This is a genomic window from Bacillus sp. 22-7, assembly GCF_010628845.1.
Lineage (GTDB): Bacteria > Bacillota > Bacilli > Bacillales > Cytobacillaceae > Cytobacillus > Cytobacillus firmus_B.
In genome coordinates, this window is sequence record NZ_NJQY01000025.1 from 46,480 (window position 1) to 69,551 (window position 23,072).

Annotated in this window: 22 protein-coding genes, 1 riboswitch and 2 other annotated features (1 of these 25 running past the window's edge); of the genes, 6 read left to right on the plus strand and 16 right to left on the minus strand. The window is 41.2% G+C overall.

The features are described 5' to 3' along the window. Nucleotides 1–126 (minus strand) — a binding site (T-box leader); it reaches 119 nt to the left of the window's first position. Between the two features lie 39 nt (nucleotides 127–165). Then, nucleotides 166–417: a binding site (T-box leader), on the minus strand. Between the two features lie 61 nt (nucleotides 418–478). Beyond that, nucleotides 479–1,111, minus strand: a complete 633-nt coding sequence (locus CE058_RS17935) for an MOSC domain-containing protein (RefSeq protein WP_163144501.1) — start codon at nucleotides 1,109–1,111, stop codon at nucleotides 479–481. A 179-nt stretch (nucleotides 1,112–1,290) separates the two neighbouring features. On the opposite strand from CE058_RS17935, the gene bcbE reads away from it, so the two are divergent. Next, nucleotides 1,291–2,550, plus strand: a complete 1,260-nt coding sequence (bcbE, locus tag CE058_RS17940) for a bacillibactin exporter BcbE (protein WP_163144503.1) — start codon at nucleotides 1,291–1,293, stop codon at nucleotides 2,548–2,550. Between the two features lie 36 nt (nucleotides 2,551–2,586). Here the strand turns inward: bcbE and CE058_RS17945 are convergent, their stop codons facing one another. From CE058_RS17945 to CE058_RS17975, 8 genes are all read right to left on the minus strand, one after another. Further along, entirely contained in the window at nucleotides 2,587–3,582 is a 996-nt protein-coding gene (locus tag CE058_RS17945; RefSeq protein WP_286168063.1) for an alpha/beta fold hydrolase, read from the minus strand. A 280-nt stretch (nucleotides 3,583–3,862) separates the two neighbouring features. Beyond that, nucleotides 3,863–3,946 carry a putative holin-like toxin gene (locus CE058_RS25275; protein ID WP_226280784.1) on the minus strand — a complete coding sequence of 28 codons (84 nt, stop codon included), beginning with the start codon at nucleotides 3,944–3,946 and terminating at the stop codon, nucleotides 3,863–3,865. Between the two features lie 485 nt (nucleotides 3,947–4,431). After that, nucleotides 4,432–5,229, minus strand: a complete 798-nt coding sequence (locus CE058_RS17950) for a DUF2935 domain-containing protein (protein WP_163144505.1) — start codon at nucleotides 5,227–5,229, stop codon at nucleotides 4,432–4,434. Between the two features lie 133 nt (nucleotides 5,230–5,362). Beyond that, a complete protein-coding gene (locus CE058_RS17955) occupies nucleotides 5,363–6,229 on the minus strand; it encodes a GNAT family N-acetyltransferase (RefSeq protein ID WP_163144507.1) in 867 nt (288 codons plus the stop codon). A gap of 252 nt (nucleotides 6,230–6,481) precedes the next feature. Beyond that, nucleotides 6,482–8,353: a PTS fructose transporter subunit IIABC gene (locus tag CE058_RS17960; RefSeq protein ID WP_163144509.1), complete on the minus strand. Its 1,872-nt coding sequence runs from the start codon at nucleotides 8,351–8,353 to the stop codon at nucleotides 6,482–6,484. 1 nt (nucleotide 8,354) lies between these two features. Then, nucleotides 8,355–9,284, minus strand: a complete 930-nt coding sequence (gene pfkB / locus CE058_RS17965; protein ID WP_163144510.1) for a 1-phosphofructokinase — start codon at nucleotides 9,282–9,284, stop codon at nucleotides 8,355–8,357. Beyond that, entirely contained in the window at nucleotides 9,281–10,033 is a 753-nt protein-coding gene (locus CE058_RS17970; protein ID WP_163144512.1) for a DeoR/GlpR family DNA-binding transcription regulator, read from the minus strand. The genes pfkB and CE058_RS17970 overlap by 4 nt, the downstream gene beginning before the upstream one ends. A gap of 392 nt (nucleotides 10,034–10,425) precedes the next feature. Continuing rightward, complete coding sequence (locus CE058_RS17975) at nucleotides 10,426–10,701, minus strand: DUF2188 domain-containing protein (protein ID WP_163144514.1); 276 nt, start codon at nucleotides 10,699–10,701, stop codon at nucleotides 10,426–10,428. 266 nt (nucleotides 10,702–10,967) lie between these two features. Here CE058_RS17975 and CE058_RS17980 point away from each other — a divergent pair, with 266 nt between their 5' ends. From CE058_RS17980 to bioB, 3 genes are all read left to right on the plus strand, one after another. After that, a complete protein-coding gene (locus tag CE058_RS17980; protein ID WP_163144516.1) occupies nucleotides 10,968–12,344 on the plus strand; it encodes a M28 family metallopeptidase in 1,377 nt (458 codons plus the stop codon). A 209-nt stretch (nucleotides 12,345–12,553) separates the two neighbouring features. Beyond that, nucleotides 12,554–13,150, plus strand: coding sequence for a biotin transporter BioY (locus CE058_RS17985; protein WP_163144518.1), 597 nt, complete (start codon nucleotides 12,554–12,556; stop codon nucleotides 13,148–13,150). A gap of 24 nt (nucleotides 13,151–13,174) precedes the next feature. Further along, the gene (gene bioB, locus CE058_RS17990; protein WP_163144520.1) at nucleotides 13,175–14,167 is read left to right on the plus strand and encodes a biotin synthase BioB; all 993 of its coding nucleotides are present in this window, start codon (nucleotides 13,175–13,177) and stop codon (nucleotides 14,165–14,167) included. A gap of 406 nt (nucleotides 14,168–14,573) precedes the next feature. Here bioB and CE058_RS17995 read toward each other — a convergent pair whose 3' ends face one another. From CE058_RS17995 to CE058_RS18015, 6 genes are all read right to left on the minus strand, one after another. After that, entirely contained in the window at nucleotides 14,574–15,611 is a 1,038-nt protein-coding gene (locus CE058_RS17995; protein ID WP_163144522.1) for a ribonucleotide-diphosphate reductase subunit beta, read from the minus strand. 12 nt (nucleotides 15,612–15,623) lie between these two features. Then, a complete protein-coding gene (locus CE058_RS18000; protein ID WP_163144524.1) occupies nucleotides 15,624–17,846 on the minus strand; it encodes a ribonucleoside-diphosphate reductase subunit alpha in 2,223 nt (740 codons plus the stop codon). Between the two features lie 134 nt (nucleotides 17,847–17,980). After that, a riboswitch (cobalamin riboswitch) is annotated at nucleotides 17,981–18,174 on the minus strand. A gap of 121 nt (nucleotides 18,175–18,295) precedes the next feature. After that, on the minus strand, nucleotides 18,296–18,424 hold the full coding sequence (locus tag CE058_RS25140) for a hypothetical protein (RefSeq protein WP_258750812.1): 129 nt from the start codon (nucleotides 18,422–18,424) through the stop codon (nucleotides 18,296–18,298). Between the two features lie 19 nt (nucleotides 18,425–18,443). Next, nucleotides 18,444–20,879 carry a heavy metal translocating P-type ATPase gene (locus CE058_RS18005; RefSeq protein WP_163144526.1) on the minus strand — a complete coding sequence of 812 codons (2,436 nt, stop codon included), beginning with the start codon at nucleotides 20,877–20,879 and terminating at the stop codon, nucleotides 18,444–18,446. A 148-nt stretch (nucleotides 20,880–21,027) separates the two neighbouring features. After that, nucleotides 21,028–21,234 carry a copper chaperone CopZ gene (gene copZ, locus CE058_RS18010; RefSeq protein ID WP_035329639.1) on the minus strand — a complete coding sequence of 69 codons (207 nt, stop codon included), beginning with the start codon at nucleotides 21,232–21,234 and terminating at the stop codon, nucleotides 21,028–21,030. Nucleotides 21,235–21,251: 17 nt separating this feature from the next. Further along, nucleotides 21,252–21,593: a metal-sensitive transcriptional regulator gene (locus CE058_RS18015; RefSeq protein ID WP_163144528.1), complete on the minus strand. Its 342-nt coding sequence runs from the start codon at nucleotides 21,591–21,593 to the stop codon at nucleotides 21,252–21,254. A 165-nt stretch (nucleotides 21,594–21,758) separates the two neighbouring features. Between CE058_RS18015 and CE058_RS24840 the strand changes: the two genes are divergently transcribed. Further along, entirely contained in the window at nucleotides 21,759–21,908 is a 150-nt protein-coding gene (locus CE058_RS24840; protein ID WP_197087756.1) for a hypothetical protein, read from the plus strand. A gap of 36 nt (nucleotides 21,909–21,944) precedes the next feature. Here the strand turns inward: CE058_RS24840 and CE058_RS18020 are convergent, their stop codons facing one another. Next, nucleotides 21,945–22,124: an H-type small acid-soluble spore protein gene (locus tag CE058_RS18020; RefSeq protein WP_048011339.1), complete on the minus strand. Its 180-nt coding sequence runs from the start codon at nucleotides 22,122–22,124 to the stop codon at nucleotides 21,945–21,947. Between the two features lie 207 nt (nucleotides 22,125–22,331). On the opposite strand from CE058_RS18020, the gene CE058_RS18025 reads away from it, so the two are divergent. Beyond that, the gene (locus CE058_RS18025; protein WP_163144530.1) at nucleotides 22,332–22,955 is read left to right on the plus strand and encodes a LysE family transporter; all 624 of its coding nucleotides are present in this window, start codon (nucleotides 22,332–22,334) and stop codon (nucleotides 22,953–22,955) included. The last annotated feature ends 117 nt before the right edge of the window (nucleotides 22,956–23,072 follow it).

Sequence of the window (23,072 nt, forward strand, 5' to 3'; positions counted from 1 at the left end):
CCCTACTATCGTTCAGGAAGCCTCTCGCAAGTCCATTCGAATGACGTTCCGTACCGGGCTCTCACCTTTCCCCAGCTCTCTTGAACGGATCTCCATCAATCTACTCCTCTTGCTTAGCGATTTAAAGTATTAAAGTTTCGTGAAAATAAAAAGGGCTCCCCGTCTAAAAAGGACGAGAAACCCGTGGTGCCACCTTTGTTAGCTGATCAATCAGCTCACTTAACAGATATCAAAGCGAAAATCGCCTAAATATCTGTCCCTTGTAACGATGAGACCGTTCGCCAAAGCCTACTGCTTAAAAAAGGTTCGGTTTGGAGGCTCGAAAGTCCATTCACTGCTGTTTCCACACTGATTTGCACCAACCATCAGCTCTCTTTAGCTTCACCAGCAGTTACTACTCTTTGTCATTGCCGATCGATATATTGCTTATTATACTATTCCGATAAATGAAAAATGTCAAGGGGAAAATTTCATTTTTTTATAATAATGCTTTTTCAAGCTTTTCTCTCCACACACTTGCAAGCTCCTCAATCCGCAGCAGTTCTTCTACTGCTTTAAGGTTTCTTCGGTCATGGAACATGATAAAATTCCCCTGCAGAACCGATACACTTTCCTGCTTTCTTTCTTCGAGTTTAAGGACGCTGTCTGCTGTTACAGTTCCTTCTTTCAGAACTCTAAAAAAGTAGCCTGTGAAGCATGTTTCCACAATCCTACCTAAAAGCCGATCTTCTCCGTTATGCTTTGATATTGTGGAGCATGGGATCCGCCCCTGAGTGATTTGGATGACCGATTCCCCCAGAGAAAAGGTGTCACCGATAAAAACATCCTTTTCCAGCATATTTCCCGCACAAATATTTTCACCAAATGACGGCGGAGAGAATGTCTTTTTAAATTCTTTCTCCCACATCCCATAATGTTCGTAGGGATATAGGCACACTGCACGGTCTGGGCCGCCATGAAAATCAGTGTTTGCCACTCCATCCCCCAGAAAACCTTCCTTCGTTAAAAACACACTGTTTATTTTACCTTTTCCAATACCCGAAATTTCCACAGTGTTTTTCCAGCTGTGCTTTTTTGGCTTTCCTATGCTTAAAGCAATAATCTCCTTCACATAATCCCCCTCACCAGATTCTCTTCTCTATATATTTTAACGGTTTCTTTTCAGTAAATCGAAACATATTTTTCCATTATTTGATTTTTCCCATAAAAAGACAGAGGTTTTTCTAGTTAGTTTTCCTGCAATTAGCCCATATTAAGACTAGTTTGATTAACGAAAAGGAAGGTCGAAATATGGAGCATATTGAAAATTTACAATCTGTAAATTCCAAAGCTAAAAAGAAGTCAGGTGATGATGTTCATAACCAAAAGTGGGCCATTCTTTCACTTTCTTCAATTCCTCTCGTTATGACACTTGGGAATTCCATGCTGATTCCTGTTTTGCCGGCGATGGAAAATAAACTACATATTTCTGCTTTCCAATCCAGTATGATTATTACCGTTTACAGTATTGTAGCCATTATTTTGATTCCAATCGCAGGCTTTTTATCCGATCATATCGGGCGTAAAAAAGTTATTATTCCAAGTCTTCTCATTGCGGGAATCGGCGGACTGATCTCTGGGTGGGCGGCATGGAAAATGGCGGATGCTTATTGGATCATATTAGCCGGGAGGGCATTACAGGGTGTTGGGGCAGCCGGTGCGGCACCAATTGTGATGCCTTTGGTTGGGGATATGTTTAAAAATGACGATGATGTCAGCAGCTCCCTTGGCCTGATTGAAACGTCCAATACTTTCGGAAAAGTTCTATCCCCTATACTCGGGGCGTTTCTGGCGGGGTTTATTTGGTTTTTACCGTTCTTTTCGTTTCCGGTTTTTTGTACGATTTCAATCCTGCTGGTTTTCTTTCTTGTTAAAACGCCAAATAAAAGAGAAGAGCCTCTTCCACTGAAGAGATTTTGGAGCAATATTAAAGATACCTTTAAAAACAATGGAAAATGGCTTTACGCAATTTTTTTTATTGGCGCCATTCTCATGTTTGTGCTATTCGGGATACTTTTTTACTTATCTGATGTACTTGAAAAAACATACGATATTAAAGATGTTAAAAAAGGGCTTCTACTGGCTGTCCCGCTTGGCGCACTCTGCCTTTCATCCTATCTGACAGGCAAAAAAATAAAAGAAAATAAAATACTGATGAAATGGATCATATTTTTAGGATCAGTACTTGTGGCAGCTGCCACTGCAATTTTAAGCTTTTCAAACAATATGTGGTTTATGATCGGCATGTTCCTGTTTGCCGGAATTGGCATAGGAGTTGCATTGCCTTCTTTGGACGCTTTGATTACGGAGGGAATTGCAAAAGAAGAACGTGGAACCATTACTTCGCTATACAGTTCAATGCGGTTTATCGGGGTTGCCGGCGGCCCGCCTGCCATTGCTATTCTTATGAATCACTCTGATCAAGGGCTCTTTTATATTTTAAGCGGAATAACCATTCTTGCTGCCCTTGCAGCCATTTTAGCAATCAAACCTGACGCAAATGACAGCTGAAAAAATCCGTATCGTTCAATGACGATACGGATTTCTTTATTTAAAATGCTGCTGTACAAAACCAGTTACGACCTGATTGAATAGCTGCCACTTTTTAGTTGGCACCTGATGGGAAACGCCTTTGATTATGGCTGCCTGAAAGCTGACATATCTTCTATAGCTCCTTATATGCTGATTAACAAAATCTCTTGAGCCATATATAAGGAGAAGGGGGACACTTAAGTTCCTAAGGCGATCGGTGCAGGAATAGTGAAGGGATCTATCATAAAATTGAAACCACATGGTGTGATTTGCTTTTTTCATATGCTCCAGAATCTCGTCTCTGACTTTTTTATCATTTGTATGGCTCGATGCTATTATATACCGCAGGAAACCTGGAAAGTGCTTCACAAAATACATTCCCAGAATATGCTCATATTTGAAGGTTTCTGATAACACCTCAGGAAACCCGCATGAGAGAATGACACCAAGTGCCCTTTCCGGATATGAGAGGGCAAACTCCTGAGCAATTATGCCACCTGATGAATAGCCCAGAATAACAGCTTTTTCAATATCCAAGTGGTCTAATACAGCTTTTATCTCTTCTGCATATCCTTGTATAGTTACTGTTGTTTCCGGGCCAGCGGTATCTCCATTCCCGCTTAAATCAGGAAAAACCACCTGAAAATGCTCTGCCAGTAAGCCTTGATAATAAAATACCTTTCTCCCCATAGCGGGAGGATGTATAAAGATGATCGGCACACCCTTGCCCATTGTTTCATAAAAAATTTTTGTATCCTCATAAATAAATGACGGCATTCGAATCGTCCTTTCTATACAAACATTCTTCGCTCTCCTGCTCCCTGCTCCATAAAAAAATGGGGCAGTTTTAGTCTGCCCCATCTCTGTTAATTCTTTATTTCCAACATCAGTCAGGTTTTGTCTTTTTGCACTTTTGCTTTCTGTACCAAGCTCTTTTGAGAACTCCATCTCATTAATACTTTTCTTTGTACTTTGCAATCCTGATTTAGTCTTAATATTGCGCTTTGTCATGTCTGTTCCTCTATATATCACAATGCCTTTTTAGTATTTCACACCAGGCTAAGAATCATTATGGATTTTCAGCACAGATCTGCATATACTATAAGTGATCATGCGATATGCTTATTTCCGTGACTTTTTGAGACGTATATGATATCCTTAAATTAAGATTATGAATAAAAAACGACCGCAGGTGTTGCCGCACCCACGGTCATTCGCAATAGTCGTTCCCTTAGGGGATCGGCCTGTCAAAGACGTAGACCTCTCCCTCAATTGTCAGATCAAGGGAGGTCTATTTTTTATGGTTAAAAGTCATGACAGCAATGATCAGACTAGAAAAAGAAATCATCATCATGATCGATTCGAAAACTGTCAAAAGGCATCACCCCCTTTCAGTACGGGGCTAGCCGACCACCCTTGAGAAACTCCCATTGCTTCTCTATTATAACACATTCTTGTCCATTTAGTCGAACATGTGTTCTATTTTAAATAAATTGATTCTTCTTTCCTATTTTTTCAAATTTTACTCTCTCTATTATCTGCAGATTTCCTTTGAAGATAGCCATGAAGAAAACCCATCTCCTGATTAAGTAAATATTCCATTTCCTCCAGCTGGTGCTTAGCAATTATCTGGGGATTTCCTATCCATTCCGCACTGTGGATAAAATAATAATTTTTTATTCTTTTAAAAATAATGATTGCTTCAGGAAAACAGTCAAAGAACCCCTTTACCTGATTTCTCCTCATATAACTCCATCTAATCAGTTCCATGATATCAGCCTTTTTAATATTCCTTTACCCTGGAAAACATGGATTCATGTTCTGTAAGCAAAAAAACTGCCGAAAATGGCAGTTTTGAAATTATTCTTTAAGCCGTGGTTTGGCCGGGTCACATTTCGGCTTTTCAGACTGAGTAGACTCGGCAAGCTTTGAGAGGTAATAGCATTCTTCACGGTACATATGATCTGCCATTAAAGCTGCAAATGTCCCCAATGCCTCCTTGCTTAATTCAAGCTCCTCAATTTCATTGAGAAAGTTCATAAACAGAGACATTTCCAGCGTAACATCGCTGTTAAACTTTTGCAGGGCGGGGAATGATTCAACATTAGTCCGAAGGAAGCCGGACATTTCTACGGCCTTTAAATAAAATGCTTCAAAATCCTTTGTATAGCCATCACTGATTTTCTTAATTTTCTTCTCAACACGTTCCATATTGTCCGATATGGCACCTGCATGGCCAGCTGCATCCAGAAGCCAGATTAAATGGTGATGGAGCTCATGAAATACAGGCGGGGCTTCCCCCTTTTTTAAATATTGAAGGACAAGCATATATTCCTCAAGCTCATTGACCATATGGTTAATAAAAACCGGACCAAGATGAATGGATATTTTCCCTGTCAAATGACGTTCAATCAGGTTCAATTTAAATTCCCGCAGCTTCTTAGCTTCCTGTTCCGCCCTCCGGCTCAATTGCTCCAGATTATCCACTCCAACCCTTCCCAGCAGCTGATCAAAAGTTTGTATAAAGTAATTTGCCCGTTCAATGCTGTCTTTTTCATTTGGTGATAGCGAATCATGTATAAAGCGTGCATGATCACCCAAAATCTGCAGCCAAAACCCGTGTTCAAATTTTGCAGCATTTTCAAATCCTGCAGCCAAGTGTATCTCCCCTTTCAAACGTACTCATAAAAACATATCAGAAACCAGCTGAAATTATGCCTAAGCACTAACCTCAACTATGGATCTGCAACTTAGTTTTTAAGAGAAAGAGGGAAATTGAAAAGCAGATATACTAAAGCGATTTTTCCATCATTACCTGTCCAGCCTTTTTTTCGAATCCCAATTCAAGTAAAGCTTTTGAGGCGGGATTGGAAACAGAAATATTAACTGCAGTAAAATCAATAGAATCGTCCCCAGCCAGAAACAGATGAGCGAGAATGCCTTCAGTCATTTTATCATAATCATTTCCATCATTTAATCTTAACTGATAGATGATGATTCGGTCTGTTCGTCCTCCCGCTTCCAGTATTCTTTTGTATAAAATGTAGCCCTCCTCTTTCCCCTCGTCATTTAATAGCACAGCAGCTTCTCCGTGTTTTACGCTTTGCCACTGGCATTGCCAGGCAGCTTTGCTGTCATAAATGCTAAGTGACTGCAGCTGTTCGGGATATAACCTTTTAATGGAAAGATAGTTTTCCTTTAATATGCCCAATTCGTTATGCGAAAGCTTCTTGTTTAAATAAAGCAAGTGATCGGTAATCACATAGCCTGCTTTTTTGTACAGCTTAATCGCTCTCTCATTTTCTTCAATTGCTTCAAGAACAGCGGTGTGGGCTCTTTCAGCTCTATAGATGCTAATTACCTCTTCCATCATTGCTGCAGAGAGACCTTTTCCACGGAATTCCGGGGCGATTCCAGTACCTCCGTTCCAGGCTATTTTTCTGCGGTTAATCTCCCGAAATCCATTCATTATGATTCCGCAAGGTTCTCCGTGCATAAATACAACAATCGACATTTCAGGAGAAAGACCCTCAGATATCATTCGGTTAACAAATGCCTGAAGATCCATCTTAATGGGAACTATATATCCTTCAAAGCCTTTGTTCCAAGCTGTCAGCGCCTCCTCCAAGGTGCACTGGGAAAGTCTTTTTATTTTCATAGCCGCTCTCCTTCTTGTTTTTAAATTTTTGATTGTTATTTATGTTTGTTCCCTTTTTTAATTACAATAATAATGGCCATGTCTCTTTCACCTCCATTTTAAATAGACTGGATAGTTTATTTAATATCAAAAATATATAGACTAATGAGTTTATTTCCATTAAAGCATTTATTTTCAGTTTTTTCAATCAATTTTAATAGGATTTTTCAAAAATGAAAGCCGATACATCGAGTACCGGCTTGGGTTCATACATTATTTATTTGCAGGCTTTTTCAGGAGTCCAATAAGGACAGCGGACAAAAGAGCACCTGCTATTATTCCTGCAAGGTAAATTAGCCATGGGCCATCGACTAGAGGGACGACAAAGACTCCGCCGTGCGGCGCCCTTAATCCGATTCCAGCCATCATTGAGATGACACCTGCCAAGGCAGATCCTGCCATGATGGATGGGATAACACGTAATGGATCTGCAGCTGCAAATGGGATTGCGCCTTCAGTAATAAACGAAAATCCCATAATGTAGTTTGCTTTTCCTGCATCCTGTTCCTGTTTAGTAAATCTATTTTTAAATAAAGTTGTGGCAAGCGCGATGGCAAGAGGCGGAACCATACCCGCTGCCATGATTGCGGCCATTGGTTCATATACTCCGTTCGCAAGCAGCCCTGTACCAAATACGTATGCCGATTTATTAACCGGGCCACCCATATCAAATGCCATCATCAGCCCAAGGACTGCTCCAAGCAAGACAGCATTTCCAGTACCAAGACCTGAAAGCCACTCGGTGATAGCAGAATTTAATGCGCCAACAGGTTTGTTGACAACATAAAGCATCAGCAATCCCGTGATAGCAATTCCAAAGAGCGGATAGAGCAAAATCGTTTTAATTCCTTCAAGTGATGAAGGCAGGCCAGCAAAGACCTTTTTCAAACCAACTACTACATAACCTGCAAGGAAGCCGGCAATGATGCCGCCAAGGAATCCTGCGCCTCCAGAAGCTGCCATCATTCCCCCGACTGCGCCTGCAGCAAAGCCTGGACGGTCCGCAATACTCATGGCAATGAACGCCGCAAGGATTGGAACGATTAATCCAAATGCATTCCCCCCGCCAATCGTCATCAGTGCTTCAGCGATAGGATGGTATGACGGATCATTAGGATCTGCTGCTTTATAACCGAACATAAATGAAATGGCAATCAGGATCCCTCCGCCCACAACAAATGGAAGCATGTTGGATACGCCATTCATTAAGTGCTTATAAATTCCGGCTTTTTGTTCTTTTTGATTCCCAGCGGACCCGCTGCTGTCCGCACTTCCGCCCTTGTATACAGGAGCATCCTGCTTAAGCGCTTTTTCAATAAGCTCCTGAGGTTTCCGGATGCCCTCAGCAACTGCCGTTTCAAGGACATGCTTTCCACTGAATCGTTCCATTTCAACCTTTGTATCTGCTGCAACAATAACTGCTGCTGCATTTGCAATTTCCTCTGGTGTGAGAACGTTTTTAGCACCGCTTGAGCCATTGGTTTCAACCTTAATATCAACACCCATTTCAGCTGCCTTGGCCTTTAGTGAATCAGCTGCCATATAAGTATGGGCAATTCCTGTTGGGCAAGCTGTTACAGCCACAACAAATCGTTTGCTGCCTGCAATATTTTGGACTTCCTCTTCTTCTGTCCCGTCATAGCTGTCAATGATTTCAATAATTTCGTCCGCAGAAGCAGCATGCTGAAGTTTCTTGCGTGCTTCCTCGTTCATTAATATCGATGAAAGCCTTGACAGAGCCTCCAAGTGTGTATTATTTGCTCCTTCCGGGGCTGCGATCATAAAGAATAAGTGTGCGGGCTGACCGTCAAGTGATTCATAATTTACGCCTTCTTCTGATTTGCCGAACGCAATAGCAGGTTCTTTGACCGCACCCGTTTTGGCATGAGGAATGGCAATTCCATCACCTATGCCTGTTGTGCTTTGTTCTTCCCTTTTTAAGATTGCATTCTTGAAGGCGTCCCGGTCATGAAGCTTTCCGGCTGCATCAAGCTTGTTTACCAATCCATTTATGGCATCCATTTTGCCTGTTCCGCTCAATGAGAGCAGAATCGTATCTCTTGTCAGTAATTCTGTAATTCTCATCCTAAATCTCCCCTTTTAGGCTGACCTTTTCAATCGAAACCTGAGAAAGCAATTCCTCTGCTTTTTCCTTTGTGCAAAGACCAAGTGAAAAAGCCGTAGCGCTTCCGGAAGCAACACTGTATTGAAAAGCCTTTTCTATATTTTTGTTTTTTTCATAAGCTGCAAGAAAACCGGCTACCATGGAATCTCCGGCACCCACAGAACTTTTCACTTCCCCATTTGGAACGCTTGAAATATACGCTGTTTCATCAGAAATCAAGACGGCTCCCTTCCCGGCTAATGAAACAATTACATTCTGCGCGCCCATTTCTACAAGTTTCTGTCCATATGGGATAACTTCTCTTGCGGAAGTAAATTCTGTATTGAATATTTCACCTAATTCATGGTGATTCGGCTTTATTAATAACGGTTTGTATGGAAGCACCTTTTTCAGTAATTCTCCCTCTGCATCCACCACAAAAGCCGTCCCATTTTCTGAACAAATTCTTACCAGCTCTTCATAAGTTGATTCAGGCAATGTTGATGGAATACTGCCAGCCAGGACAAGCAAATCTTCTTCTGATAGGCTGCGGATCTTATTTTTAAGATCCTCGAAATTCCTTCCTGAAATGGCCGGCCCTTTGGCATTGATTTCGGTTTCTGTCTCTGTCTTGATCTTTACATTAATTCTTGTGTCATCAGCAACTTGGACAAAGTCAGTTTGAATATTATCCTTATTTAAGCAATCAACAATATAATCTCCTGTAAATCCGCCTACAAAGCCAAAGGCCTTGCTTTCAACATCCATTCTGTTCAGCACTCTGGAAACATTTATCCCTTTTCCTCCAGGGAACTTTGCATCCTTCTGCATGCGGTTCAAACCGCCGACTATCATTTCATCCAATTCTACGATGTAGTCCACTGACGGATTTAGCGTCAATGTGTGTATCATGCTGTCACGACCTTTATTGTAGTTTTGCTGCTATAAGGCTCCTTCTGGTCCTCATTCAGCTCATTCGTAATAATTGCTGCTGTATGCAAATCGGCAATCTTCGCAAACGCGATTTCTGAAAACTTCGTATCATCGGCAAGCACGAATGCCTCCCTTGAAAGCGAAATGGCCATTTGCTTAATCATAGCCTCATCCTGATCCGGTGTGGTGTAGCCGAATTGAGGATGGATGCCGTTAACCCCCATAAAGCATTTATCAAATCGATAATTTTCCAGGCTCGCCAATGCCCCCCTGCCGATGATGGCTTTTGTCTGTTCCTTGGCAAAACCGCCGATTAAAAATGTTTTTATATTCCTTTCGAGCAATGCGTTGATATGCATTAATCCGTTTGTTACAACCACAATTTCCTTCGCAGGCAAAAAGGGAATCATTTCAGTTACTGTCGAGCCTGCATCCAAATAGATGGAATCCCCCTCTTCAACAAGGTTTGCTGCGTATTGGGCGATTTGCCGCTTTTGCTGAAGGTTTTTGGATGACTTCTCAGACATGCTGGGTTCCTGCAGCTTTCCCTGAAGCCTGGCAGCCCCTCCATGTACTCTTTTTAAGTACTTCCCTTCCTCAAGCTGGGTCAAGTCCCTTCTGATTGTGGATTCCGATGTTTCTGTCATGTCAACGAGATCCTGAATTTTCACTACACCTTTCTCTTTTATAAGCTGCAGTATCAATTTGTGGCGCTCTGGTGTTAACAAAACATCACCTCCCTGGGTGTGTTGTTCTTCTTGACTACATCATACTGAAACCGATTGCAAAAATCAATTATTTTCATTCAAAATAAATCAAAACCAATCATATATTGAGCGTTTTTGATTGTTTATGCCTATAATTAGAATATTTTAAATATATTAAAATAATAGTTTGCTCTCTATGATTTATTATGCTAGAATCTAAAATAACAATATATAGTTTCTTCTGACATCTAGCGCTACTATATATTGTTTTAATTTAAGAATTAACTTGGTCCAAGGTCTCTTTTTTGAACCGCTTTCTTATGGGAAGCGGAATTTTTTTGTTTTAGGAAAAAAATCACATTTTCTCCATAACAAAAAAGAGCACTACACTAAGGTAATGCCCTTCTTTAAGATTATTTATCTTCATAATTTAACAGATCTTCAATTTTTCCATCCTCATTATGCAGAATGGCCATTGTGCCTGCTTCCTCAGCCATGCGCTTTGCTTCTTCGACAGCATCTGACTGCGAATCTGCAGTGTACTCAGGCTCGTCTTGACCTTCCTTTTTGACTGCCCACCCTTCTTCATCGTGCGGTACTACATGGAATCTCGCTTCATCTGTGCCTGCCCGGTCCTTAAAATATTGTTTCTGTTCGTCACTATGAATATTGTTATGATTATTTGCCATGTTTATACCTCCTTATATTGTGTGGACATCATCTATTTGATGAGCAGTTTCACTTTACCCTCTCAGGAAAAATTAAAAACACCAGCTTCTAATAAATTATAGGAGTAATGTACCGGAAACTTTGTCATTTACCATATAGATTTGGCAGATTATGTCGGAACAATGGGTATGCCTCTTAGGAATTATTACTCTATTCACAAAATACCAATATCTACTAAACTAGGAATCGTTAGGGAATCGAAAAAACTAATTTTCAGGAGGTTATTATGTCAAGAAAAAAACAAAAGTCTGCCAGTATCCTGGCAGCGGCTCTAGCAGCTTCATTAGCATTTGGGACAGTCGGGTATGCTGCCCCGCTAAATACTGAAAACGGAAACTCATCCCACTCGCAGGATCAGAAGATTATTGCCAGGGTAAATGCTGAGCGTGCTATTGGTCACGTAAGGTATCTTTCAGAAAAAATTGGGACGAGACCGGGCGGATTAGAAAATGAAAAGAAGTCAGCACAGTATATTGCAAATACACTTAAGAGTTATGGTTATGATGTCGAATTTCAATACTTTCCTGTAGCAGATCAATACATAGGCAGTGCTGCATTTGGAGACGGAACTGTTTGGGAAATGGGCGTTGCCCCGAATGGAGCAATCAGCGAGGCACCAGTTCATGCTCAAGTGGTCTATGTGGAAAATGAAAATTTCCAGGGAGCCGAAGGTAAAATTGTACTGCTGGCACGCGCAGATACTACAGCCGGATACCGTGAGCAGATAGACAAAGCAGTCGAGGCAGGAGCAGCAGGTGTAATTCTGCAAAGCCTCGTTGGAAGCCGCGGCAATTACGGACAAACTTTTAATCCCAACCTTACTGCAAAATATGATATTCCGATTTTCGGGGCTTCCTATATTCATGGTGAATGGCTTAAGGAACAAATGGAGCAAGGTGCAGTTGAGCTCTCCCTGACAGCAAAGCATTATAATGATCTTAAATCGGTAAATGTAATTGCAACAAAGGAAGCAAAATCAAAAGATAAAGATACAAAAGAAGTTATACTAGGTGCCCATCATGATAGTGTAGTGGGTGCTCCTGGTGCGAATGATAATGCTTCCGGGGTAGGGTTAATGCTTGAGCTAGCCAGAGTTTATAAAGGTTATAATACAGACAAAACCCTCAAATTCATTGCATTTGGATCTGAGGAGCGCGGACTTTTAGGAGCAAGATATTATGTAGATCAGTTAACAGAGACACAAAAAGATCAGATAGAGGCTGTTTTTGTTCCTGATATGGTTGCTACAAATTATGACAAGGCGACAAACCTATATGCCATGACACCAGACGGCAGCCAAAACATTGTAACTTCTTCAACTGGTGAAGCTGGTGCACGCCTAGGCAATTCGGACATTCTCCCAGGCAAATTCGGATCAAGTGACCATGTGCCTTTTCATAATGCCGGCATTCCTGCGGCCCTTTTCATCTGGATGGGAATAGACAGCTGGGATCCGCTTGTTTATCATATTGAAAAGGTATACCATACACCGCAGGATACAATTGAAGATAATATCTCTGAAGAAAGAATGCAATCAGCCCTTGATATTATTGGTTCCGGACTTTTTGATGTGGTTCGAAAAAAAACAAAAGGCAATAATTAATACCTCAATATAGCCGCTGGCGAATTGCCGGCGGCTATTTAATTAGGAAAAATCAAGCCACCCAGCCTCTTCGTAAGTTATCCTCCCTTCCCTCCGATACCATCTTTAACATGACATATATGTAAACCCTATTTATAATTTGGTTGACAATTGTTATCTGCTGCTATTATTCTAAATTGTATAAATATAAATCTAGCAGGAGGCTTTTTATGAAGACAGGTTTGAGGACAATTGATTTAACATTGGCAGGTATGTTTGTTGCCCTGATGGCGGTTGGGGCAAACATCACTTCATTTGTGCCATTTTTGGTAATCGGAGGAGTGCCCATTACTTTACAGACCTTTTTTGCCATTTTGGCAGGGGCTATTTTAGGAAGCCGATTGGGAGCTATTACAATGGCTGTCTATGCTTTCGTCGGGCTTGCAGGGGCCCCGGTCTTTTCAAAATTCGGCGGCGGTTTTGCTTCATTACTAAACCCGACTTTCGGTTTTATCCTTTCGTTCATTCTAACAGCGTATGTCACCGGGAAAATAATTGAAAAGAAAAAATCAGTCCCGGTATATATAACAGCAGCTCTAATTGGAATGGCGATCAATTATCTATTTGGGACAAATTGGATGTACTTGGCTTATAAGCTCTGGTTTACAGCGCCTGAAGGATTTTCCTATCAAATGGCATGGCTATGGATGGCGGTCCCTCTTCCAAAGGACATTATTCTCTCTGTATTTGCCGGGTTAATGGCATATCGACTGGAGCATAGAGTATTTGCCCGCAGTCAGTTCAGAAAAATGAACCGGGCAGCTTAACTAATAGTATAAAGGAGGATTCATATGGATTATCGAAGATTAGCTCTAAATGTATTGGAAGGACATGAATTGACAGACTCGGAGGCAATGTCCATATTAAATTGCCCTGATGATGAGCTTCTGGATTTATTGCACAGTGCCTATAAAATCCGTCATCATCATTACGGGAATAAAGTTAAATTAAACATGATTATAAATACAAAATCCGGATTATGCCCTGAGAACTGTGGCTATTGTTCACAATCCAGCATCTCAACTGCACCTATTGAAAAATACCGGATGATGGATAAGGACTCTATCATACAGGGAGCTAAACAGGCACAACAGCTTAATGTTGGAACATATTGTATCGTTGCAAGCGGCAGGGGCCCAAGCAACAAAGAGATAAATGAAGTTGTATCTGCTGTTAAAGAGATAAAGGATCACTACAATATGAAGGTCTGCGCCTGCCTTGGACTTCTGAAGCCTGAACAGGCTGAGAAGCTGAAGGAAGCGGGAGTAGACCGCTACAATCACAATATTAATACCTCTGAAAATCATCATGGGAACATTACTACATCCCATACATATCGAGACAGAGTCAATACTGTCCAATTAATAAAGGAGGCAGGCATCTCACCATGCTCCGGTGTTATCATCGGCATGAAGGAAACCAAAGAAGATGTCATAGCGATGGCAAGAAGCTTAAAGGTGCTTGATGCCGACTCAATTCCGGTTAATTTTCTTCATGCCATTGATGGAACGCCATTAGAAGGAACGGATGAGCTGAATCCGCGCTATTGCCTGAAAGTGCTTTGTCTCATGCGTTTTATTAATCCATCAAAGGAAATCAGAATATCCGGGGGCAGAGAAGTGAATCTCAGGAGCCTGCAGCCGCTTGGATTATATCCGGCCAATTCCATTTTCGTAGGAGATTACTTAACTACCGCTGGTCAGGAAAGCACAGCTGATCATAAAATGCTGAAGGATTTGGGTTTTGAAATTGATTTCGCAGCCGGGGAGCCGGTATACTCCTGATAAAGTGAAACTTCAACCAGCGGGGGTTCCTTTATACCCCGCTGATTGTTTGTAAGTTGAGGCCCACAGGACAAGGAAGGCTTCGGCAGCATGAGCATCGCACGACCAAATGCGACAGCTTTTGGGAGGACGTAGCGTTCTTAGTCTTTGTCCTTATTTCGGCCCCTTACATTATAAAGCGAGACGACTTGCCCAGGGGTGACAAGCATAAGACGAGCAGATGGCGGGAAGTGCTTTTTCCCATCAGCTGATTGGCTTATGACCTCAAGCCCCTAGGAGCGGCAGCTAGATTGGGCAGTTTGCCACACACTTATCCTCCATTTATTTTTCTGATCTTACTGCCCGTTAGACTGCGATAAAAAAAAGATTCTGCCCCGGGGCAGAATCTTTTTTAGTAAATTCTATTCTATAATTCGTCAAACCCATTATCTATTTGAACTTTTGTATATTGCCGCGATTTTTGTTCAAAGAAATCAGACTTTCCTTGGTCAACCTCCTCATAAGCTACTATCCAGCGGAGAGGATTGGTCCTATATCCTTCGAATGGCCGTTCAAATCCCAGCTGATTGCAGCGGACATTTGCATAGAATTTGATATAAGCTTCAACGTCAGACAGCAGAATGCCTTCTGTTTTGCTGCCGATCACATCGCTGGCCCATTCAATTTCCAGTTCAGCTGCTCTTTTAAAAGTCTCCTGGACGAATTCACTTAAATCATTAGTATTAAGTTCCGGATTTTCCTTAAGAATTTCTTTGAAAATTTTAACAAACAAATCTACATGGATTTGTTCATCCCGGTTGATGTAATTTATCATTGTTGAGGTGGCAACCATTTTCTGATTTCTTGCCAGGTGATAAAAGAATGCAAAACCTGAATAAAAGAAAAGCCCCTCCAAAACGACATCAAATACAATCGATTTCAGCAGGTTCTCAGAACTTGGATTCTCTGCAAAATCTTTATATCCGTTCACAACAAATTCATTTCTTTCAGCTAATATAGGTTCTGTCCGCCAGAATTCAAAAACCTCATCCTGTTTTTGCTTGGGAACAAGGCTTGATAGAACATAGGAATAGGAGTGATTATGAATCACCTCCTGCTGTGCAAGTATGATCATGAGTGCTGATATGCTTGAGTCGGTAATATAATCAGCAACTTTTCCGGCATAATCCGTCTGGATGCTGTCCAGCAATGCAAGCAGCCCAATAATCTTCAAAAATGCATCTTGTTCACTTTTTGTTAAATGAGGAAATTGCTTAATGTCCTGTGACATGTTTATTTCAAAAGGCGTCCAAAAGTTAGCCAGCATTTTTTTATACTTTGGATAGGCCCAGGAAAAGCGGACATCATCCCAATTAAGGATATTGGAGCATTCCCCGTTAATGATTGAAGTGGATTTATTAGGCGCCGATTGATTTATAATCAGGCGTTTTTTTAGAGTATTCATAAGGGTCCTCCTTTAGCTTGAGCAAGATTCGCAGTCTTCAACCTCTGATGAAGTTGAACGGATGTAGTAAGTTGTTTTTAATTTATTCTTCCATGCTGAAAGATGCAGATTTAATAGATCGATAGCTTTAATATGGTTAGGTATATAGAAATTAAATGAAATAGCCTGATCTATGTGTTTTTGTCTGTTTGCATTCTGCCTGATGCTCCACTCCTGGTTAATATGATAAGCAGATTTGTAGTACCAGATGGTCTCACTGTTAATATCAGGTGCAGTCACAGGGATTCGATAATCCTTTTTCTCTTCGGAATACTGCTTGTTAAATATAGGATCAATACTGGGTGTGCTTCCTGCAATTAATGCAGTTGACGCATTAGGGGCTACCGCCAACAGATAGGCGTTTCGGATGCCGAATTCCTTCACATCCCTGCTCAATCCTGTCCAGTCCATTTCTGTCTTTGCCTCCAGATATCCCCGCTTTTCAAAGTAGGCACCCGTTTCCCAATCAGAGCCTTTAAAGGCTGAATAGCTTCCTTTCTCTTTTGCCAGATTCATAGAACTATTTATCGCTAAAAAAGCAATTTGTTCATATAGATTGTCAGCAAATTCTTCTGCTTCTTCGCTTTCCCATGTGATTTTTTTCAGTGCAAGAAGGTGGTGCCAGCCAAAAGTCCCCAGTCCAATCGCACGGTACTTTTGATTTGTGATCTGCCCCTGAGGAACCGGAATACTATTTATATCAATAACATTATCAAGCATTCGCACCTGAATGGGCACAAGCCTTTCAAGGACTCCTTCACTTAAGGCCCGTGCAAGATTGATGGATGAAAGATTGCAGACAACGAAGTCTCCCGGCAGTTTTTCGATAATTATTTTCCCATCCCTCGTATATTCTTCAACCCTCTTAGTAACACTTTGGTTTTGTACGATCTCAGTGCAAAGGTTGGTACAATAAATCATTCCGCAATGCGAATTGGCATTTTTCCGATTAACCTCATCCCGGTAGAACATGAAGGGTGTCCCGGTTTCAAGCTGACTTCTCATGATGGATTTCATGATCTCGATAGCTGATACTTTTTCCCTTGATAGATTCGGGTTATCAATGCATTCTTTATATTTCTGCCGGAAAGAACCTTCTCCTTCTCCTTCGTCATAAAAATCCTCCAGTGAAAAGCCCATTACCTTGCGGACTTCATGGGGATCAAATAAATACCAGTACCCGCGGCTTTCCACTTTTTCCATAAATAAGTCAGGAATGCAGACACCTGTGAATAAATCATGTGTCCGCTGCCTTTCATCTCCATTATTAAGCTTTGCATCAAGAAACGAGAAGATATCTTTATGCCAGACATCCAGATAGACGCTTATAGCACCCTGCCTTTGTCCTAGCTGATCGACACTGACGGCTGTGTTATTCAGCTGCTTCATCCAGGGAATCACACCGGAAGATGCTCCCTTAAATCCTTTAATATCACTGCCTCTGCTGCGGATCTTCCCCAAATACACTCCAATTCCTCCGCCATTTTTGGAAAGTGAAGCAATATCGGTATTACTGTCATAAATGGAATCAAGACTGTCATCAACGGTCTCAATGAAACAGCTTGAAAGCTGACCCCAGTTTTTCCCTGCATTAGCGAGTGTCGGAGTTGCAACAGTCATATACAATCCGCTCATTGCCCAGTATGCTTCTTTAACAAGCTTAAGACGCTTATTCTTAGGCTCCTTTTTCATCAGAACCATGCTGATGATCATGAACCGCTCCTGTGGAAGCTCATAGAGTTTTCTCTGTTTGTCCCTGGCAAGATACCGATCTGCCAACATTTTCAGCCCCAAATATGTAAATAAACGGTCATTTTCTTTTTTAATATAACGGGATAGCTCATTTATTTCTTCCTTTGAATACACATCTAGTAATTCCTGTTCATAAATTCCCAAAGCGGTCAGACGTTCAATTAGCGTATAAAAATGTGTGTAGCAATATTCCGGCCCGCATTCTCTGTTTTTTCCGGACTCGATATAGAGCTTTTTAAGAAGCAGACGTGAAGCGGCAAACGTCCAATCAGGCTCTTCAATGCTGATAAAAGATAAACAATCCAGTATAAGCTGATCATACATTGCCTCCCCTCCCAGCTGACTCATTTCTCCATACCTTTTTACCAATTGTTCAATGCCGAGCTGTGGAAATTCGTTCTTAAGTTCTTCTAAAATTATTATCGGCTGTATGGTTTGTACCATCTTACTTCCTCCTAAAGGCAAAATAAAAATCCGCCCGGAAAATGAGCGGATCAAACGATAGTATAATAGCAGGAAGCAGATGAACAAGCGGCCATTACGCGATCGTTTCATCATCTCAATCCCCGAAGATAAGAAACTTTCGATCGCCCTGGCAGGTCTCCTGGCTTGTGCTTCACTCTACTAAAAGCCCTTCCCATACTAACGCTATGAAGCGTTTTGTACAGTGGCATGCTTTTTTCGTCTGCACTTACAGTTGCGGGGACAGCTTCGGTTTTTCACCGAATTCCCTATTAAGTCCATATAGGACACCAATCGCGATCTATATGTAGTTTTAATTTTTGAAAATACATACTATATATTGTAGTCGATTCTATCATATCGAGAAATAAATTACAATTATTAATCTGCGAAAAATGGGCAGAGGGGGATTCCCTCTGCCCGGTCTTTTGTTATTCATGATTTTCGATTTCAATATCATGAGGTATCGGCTCTGGCTTAGCCAAGAAAGAATCATATGCCGCATAACCAGCCATTACAAGCATCAGGTAAGCAATCGCTGCACCTGCCCATTTCTTCATTTATATTTGCTCCTTCCAATTAAACGTTTTTTTCACTTACTTTTACTCTTTGTAATCTAAGTGCGTTTAAAACGACAGATACGGAGCTGAAAGCCATGGCTGCACCGGCAAGCCAGGGAGCAAGGAACCCTAATGCAGCTACTGGGATGCCAAGTGTATTGTATGCAAATGCCCAGAAAAGATTTTGTTTGATATTCCTTATGGTTTTTTTACTCATTAGGATGGCGTCTGCGATACTATTTAGATCCCCTCTCATTAGAGTAATATCTGCTGCTTCCATCGCAACGTCTGTACCGGTTCCAATCGTCATTCCTATATCAGCAACAGCAAGTGCAGGGGCATCATTTATGCCATCGCCGACCATGGCGACTTTTTTTCCCTGGTTTTGTAGTTTTTTTACTTCCTCTGCCTTGCCTTCAGGCAGAACCTCTGCAATTGCAGAGTCTATCCCCACTTCCTCAGCTATTGCCTGAGCCGTACGTTTGTTATCTCCCGTAATCATAATGACTTCAATCCCCAATTGCTTTAAGCGATTGATTGCATTTCTGGAAGTTTCTTTTATTGTATCCGCAACTGCAACGATACCTGCGTATTGGCCATCGACTGCAACTAGCATTGCCGTTTTTCCATTTTCCTCAAGTTTCTCCATTTCAAGCTTGGCTGAATGGACATTTATATCGTATTTTCCCATTAATCTTCTTGTACCGACTAGAAGGTCTTTACCTTCCACTTTTGCTTTAATCCCATAGCCGGGAATAGCTTCAAATTCCTGCGGATTAAAAAGAGTGATTCCTTTATCCTTTATTCCTTTTACAATTGCTTCGGCTAATGGATGCTCAGACTGTTTCTCAGCAGATCCTACAAGCTGGAGAAATGCCCTTTCTTCAATATTGCCTTCCGTAATCACTTCCGTTAAAACCGGTTTGCCGTGTGTTACGGTTCCGGTTTTATCAAGAACGACAGTAGTGATTTCATGTGTAAGCTCCAGGTGCTCCCCGCCTTTAAAAAGAACCCCATATTCCGCTGCCCGGCCAGAACCTGCCATTATGGAAGTTGGCGTAGCCAGGCCCAGGGCACATGGACATGCAATTACCAGGACGGCAATCAATTTTTCTAGTGCTTCTGCAAAATTACCGGGACTTACCCATAAATACCATACCAGGAATGTGACCACTGCTATGCTCACGACAATCGGAACGAATATCCCGGAGATTTTGTCTGCCATTCGCTGTATGGGCGCCTTGGAACCTTGCGCTTCTTCAACTACTTTAATAATCTGTGACAGTGCTGTATCTTTGCCAACTTTAGTGGCTTTAATTTTCAGGAAGCCATTTTTATTAAGGGTGGATCCGATGACTGTGTCGCCTGCTGTTTTATCAACAGGTACGCTTTCCCCCGTCAGCATGGATTCATCCAATGCTGACTGTCCCTCAATAATCTCACCATCGACCGGAATTTTTTCACCCGGTTTTACATATATGATATCTCCAGCAATTACTTCTTCAAGAGGAATTTCAATTTCTTCCCCTTCCCTCAAAACAGTTGCTGTTTTTGCCTGAAGACCCATAAGCTTTTTAATTGCTTCGGAAGAACCCCCCTTAGCCCTCGCTTCAAACAGCTTGCCTAAAATGATTAATGTTATAAGGATGGCACTTGTTTCATAATAGAGCTCCACCATATGTCCATTGCTGCCAATTGATAGCAGTGATTGGTATAAGCTATAGAAAAAAGCGGCAGAAGTACCCAATGCAACCAGTACATCCATATTGGCACTTTTATTTCTTAATGCCTTATACGCTCCGATATAAAATTGCTTCCCTATAAAAAATTGCACGGGAGCTGCAAGCGCCAGCTGAACCCACGGACTCATAAACATATCGGGAACGTAAATAAAGGATGTAAACTCGAAATGTCCCACCATGGACCAGAACAAAGGAATGGAAAGAATTAATGAGAAGACGAATTTGCCTTTTTGCTTCTCGATTTCCTTCTCCCTATAACCTTCTATCTCTTGGTCTTTATCCGTTTTTACTTTTGCCTGATACCCTAAATTCTCTACTTTTTTTATCATTTCCTGGACGGAGACTTGCTCGGGATTATATTCAACAGTACCAGTTTCAAGAGCCAAATTGACCACAGCCTGTTTTACCCCAGGAAGTTTATTAAGTCCCTTTTCAATTCTTCCGGAGCAGGCTGCGCATGTCATCCCCAGCAATTCGAACTCTGCTTTTTCTAATACTACTGCATAACCGAGATCCTCAATTTTTTTCTCAAAAGCTTCAACAGAAGTTACATCCGGATTATATTTTATCGCTGCTTTTTCCAATGCAAGATTGACACTTGCTTCCTGGACACCATCCAGCTTATTTAGCCCCTTCTCAATTCGAGATGAACAGGCTGCACATGTCATTCCCGATATCGGAAGGTGAACTTCCTTCAGGGCTGCATCACCCATAACTCCCACTCCTTTATTAAACGAAGTACCTTACACTTATATACTATACCCCACTACCCTATATGTCAATCAAATATAATTAGGCAAATTTCTTAATTTGTAAAAAAAGAGAACGTGCATTTTATTCACACGTTCCTTCCCAATTAAATTACTCTACATCATAGCCTTGATCGTCAATTGTTTCTTTGATTTGTTCAAGTGAAACTGCAGATGAGTCAAATTGAACCTGTACCTGGCCATTATCAAGGTCCACTGCTACCTTATCCACACCATTTAATTTGCCGACACTGCCCTCCACGGCTTTCACACAATGTCCGCATGACATTCCGCTTACTTTCAAAGTTACGTTTTCCATAATAATGCAGCCTCCCGCTATTTTTTCATTAATTTCTGGATTGTGATTAAAAATTCATCAAGCACTTCTTCATCGCCTTCGTGGATTCTTTCAACCACACAGCTTTTCAAATGGCCTTCAAGCAATAGCTTGGCTACGCTATTCAAAGCGGATTGAGTTGCTGAAATTTGTGTTATGATATCATCACAATAAACGTCTCTGTCAATAAGTCCTTTGATCCCGCGTATTTGCCCTTCAATTCGATTTAATCGGGTAGTCAAATTCTTCTTAACTTTTTCTGAATGATGACTTTTTCGCTCCGATTCAATTGAACAGCAGCTGTCAGCAGATAAATCCTCATTTTCCAAATCAAAAGCCATTTGATCAGCCCCCTTTGTATTTATTATATTATACCCGGGTACCCTATGTGAAGTTTTGAGTTCGAAATGGGATAATTTCCGGTTTTTTAAGTATAATTTCCCTTTCATGTTATTGAAAATCTCTGTTTATACTAACGGAAACACTTTAAAAAGGAGGTCGATGATGTGGATAGAAGGCATGAAAATCTAGAAGACACGGGCAAAGATCTGTATGGAATTGACAAAGAAATTAGCCTGCAGTCAGTAAACTTTGCTTCTGCTGAGAATAAGTACTTAAATGAACGTTCAGAAACTGATTCCAATCAGGATATATAGACGAAAAGCCGCCAGTGATGGCGGCTTAATGTCATATTACAATTCAGTCAGTTCTCCAATTTCAACCTCGGACCTTTCTTCAAGCGGGCCGCGTAAATGAACTGTCGCTGTTCTCCCATCTTCATTGAGCTTATCGATCCACACGGAAGCACCATTGTATCTTACTTCGATATCTGCTGATGATGAAAGAATTTGCTTCACTCGCTTTGCATCCATTAGAAACACTCTCCTCTGCTTTTTTCAGTTTATTTTTTGCATGGTTGAGAAATTTATGCTTGCTTTGTCAGTAAAGTTATTTTATTGGGCCAATACATTCTGATTGCAAAAACTGCTGCTTGCTAAGGATTAAATAGTTGTCCTATCCTTCCAATACTCTGAATACACTTTGTACAAACAGGTTTTGGCAGTTAGGGGTGTACACTTATGAGCATATTTTTAGGCTATGTTTTCTTGGGTCTATCGCTTGCAGCGCCAATTGGTCCAATAAATGCTGCGCAATTGGATAAAGGGATAAAAAATGGTTTTTTCCACGCCTGGCTTGTGGGGCTGGGAGCTATAACAGCAGATGCAGTTTATATGGCAGCCGTATATTTGGGTGTAGTACATTTTCTTGAGATTCCATTTATAAAAGCTTTTTTATGGTGCTTTGGATTTTTTGTCCTGGTATATACAGGTGTGGAAACCATAATAAGCGCGGGCAAAGTAATGTCAAGCGTCAGAACCAAAAATGAATCTAAAGCGAAATCCTTTATGTCAGGCTTACTCATGTCATTGTCTAATCCTTTAACCATACTGTTTTGGCTCGGCATCTATGGTTCCATCCTTGCAAAAACAGCAGCTGAGTATGACAAGGCCCCAGTTATTTTATACAGTGGAGCGATTTTTACAGGCCTTCTTCTCTGGGATGTAACTATGGCAGCCGTCGCCAGCAGCTTTAGAAGATTTTTAACCGGAAAGATTCTCGCTATTATTTCAGTTGTATCTGGAATATCTTTGATTGGCTTTGGTATATATTTTGGATTGCAGGCTTATAAACTTTTGTTTTAAATACATATTCCATCCATTCGGACAAGGTGTCTTTGAACTGGGTTGCAGTTAAATTGGTATTACTGGCAAGTTCGGAGTTAATCTAGCTTTACACATAAAAAAGAGCACCCATCAGGT

Bases quoted from the DNA above. Each gene is read 5' to 3' on its own strand.
- bcbE (WP_163144503.1), top strand. From the start codon at position 1,291: ATGGAGCATATTGAAAATTTACAATCTGTAAATTCCAAAGCTAAAAAG.
- CE058_RS17945 (WP_286168063.1), bottom strand. From the start codon at position 3,582: ATGACAAAGCGCAATATTAAGACTAAATCAGGATTGCAAAGTACAAAG.
- CE058_RS17955 (WP_163144507.1), bottom strand. From the start codon at position 6,229: ATGAAAATAAAAAGACTTTCCCAGTGCACCTTGGAGGAGGCGCTGACA.
- CE058_RS17960 (WP_163144509.1), bottom strand. From the start codon at position 8,353: ATGAGAATTACAGAATTACTGACAAGAGATACGATTCTGCTCTCATTG.
- pfkB (WP_163144510.1), bottom strand. From the start codon at position 9,284: ATGATACACACATTGACGCTAAATCCGTCAGTGGACTACATCGTAGAA.
- CE058_RS17975 (WP_163144514.1), bottom strand. From the start codon at position 10,701: ATGGCAAATAATCATAACAATATTCATAGTGACGAACAGAAACAATAT.
- CE058_RS17980 (WP_163144516.1), top strand. From the start codon at position 10,968: ATGTCAAGAAAAAAACAAAAGTCTGCCAGTATCCTGGCAGCGGCTCTA.
- CE058_RS17985 (WP_163144518.1), top strand. From the start codon at position 12,554: ATGAAGACAGGTTTGAGGACAATTGATTTAACATTGGCAGGTATGTTT.
- bioB (WP_163144520.1), top strand. From the start codon at position 13,175: ATGGATTATCGAAGATTAGCTCTAAATGTATTGGAAGGACATGAATTG.
- CE058_RS17995 (WP_163144522.1), bottom strand. From the start codon at position 15,611: ATGAATACTCTAAAAAAACGCCTGATTATAAATCAATCGGCGCCTAAT.
- CE058_RS18000 (WP_163144524.1), bottom strand. From the start codon at position 17,846: ATGGTACAAACCATACAGCCGATAATAATTTTAGAAGAACTTAAGAAC.
- CE058_RS25140 (WP_258750812.1), bottom strand. From the start codon at position 18,424: ATGAAGAAATGGGCAGGTGCAGCGATTGCTTACCTGATGCTTGTAATG.
- CE058_RS18005 (WP_163144526.1), bottom strand. From the start codon at position 20,879: ATGGGTGATGCAGCCCTGAAGGAAGTTCACCTTCCGATATCGGGAATG.
- copZ (WP_035329639.1), bottom strand. From the start codon at position 21,234: ATGGAAAACGTAACTTTGAAAGTAAGCGGAATGTCATGCGGACATTGT.
- CE058_RS18015 (WP_163144528.1), bottom strand. From the start codon at position 21,593: ATGGCTTTTGATTTGGAAAATGAGGATTTATCTGCTGACAGCTGCTGT.
- CE058_RS18020 (WP_048011339.1), bottom strand. From the start codon at position 22,124: ATGGATGCAAAGCGAGTGAAGCAAATTCTTTCATCATCAGCAGATATC.
- CE058_RS18025 (WP_163144530.1), top strand. From the start codon at position 22,332: ATGAGCATATTTTTAGGCTATGTTTTCTTGGGTCTATCGCTTGCAGCG.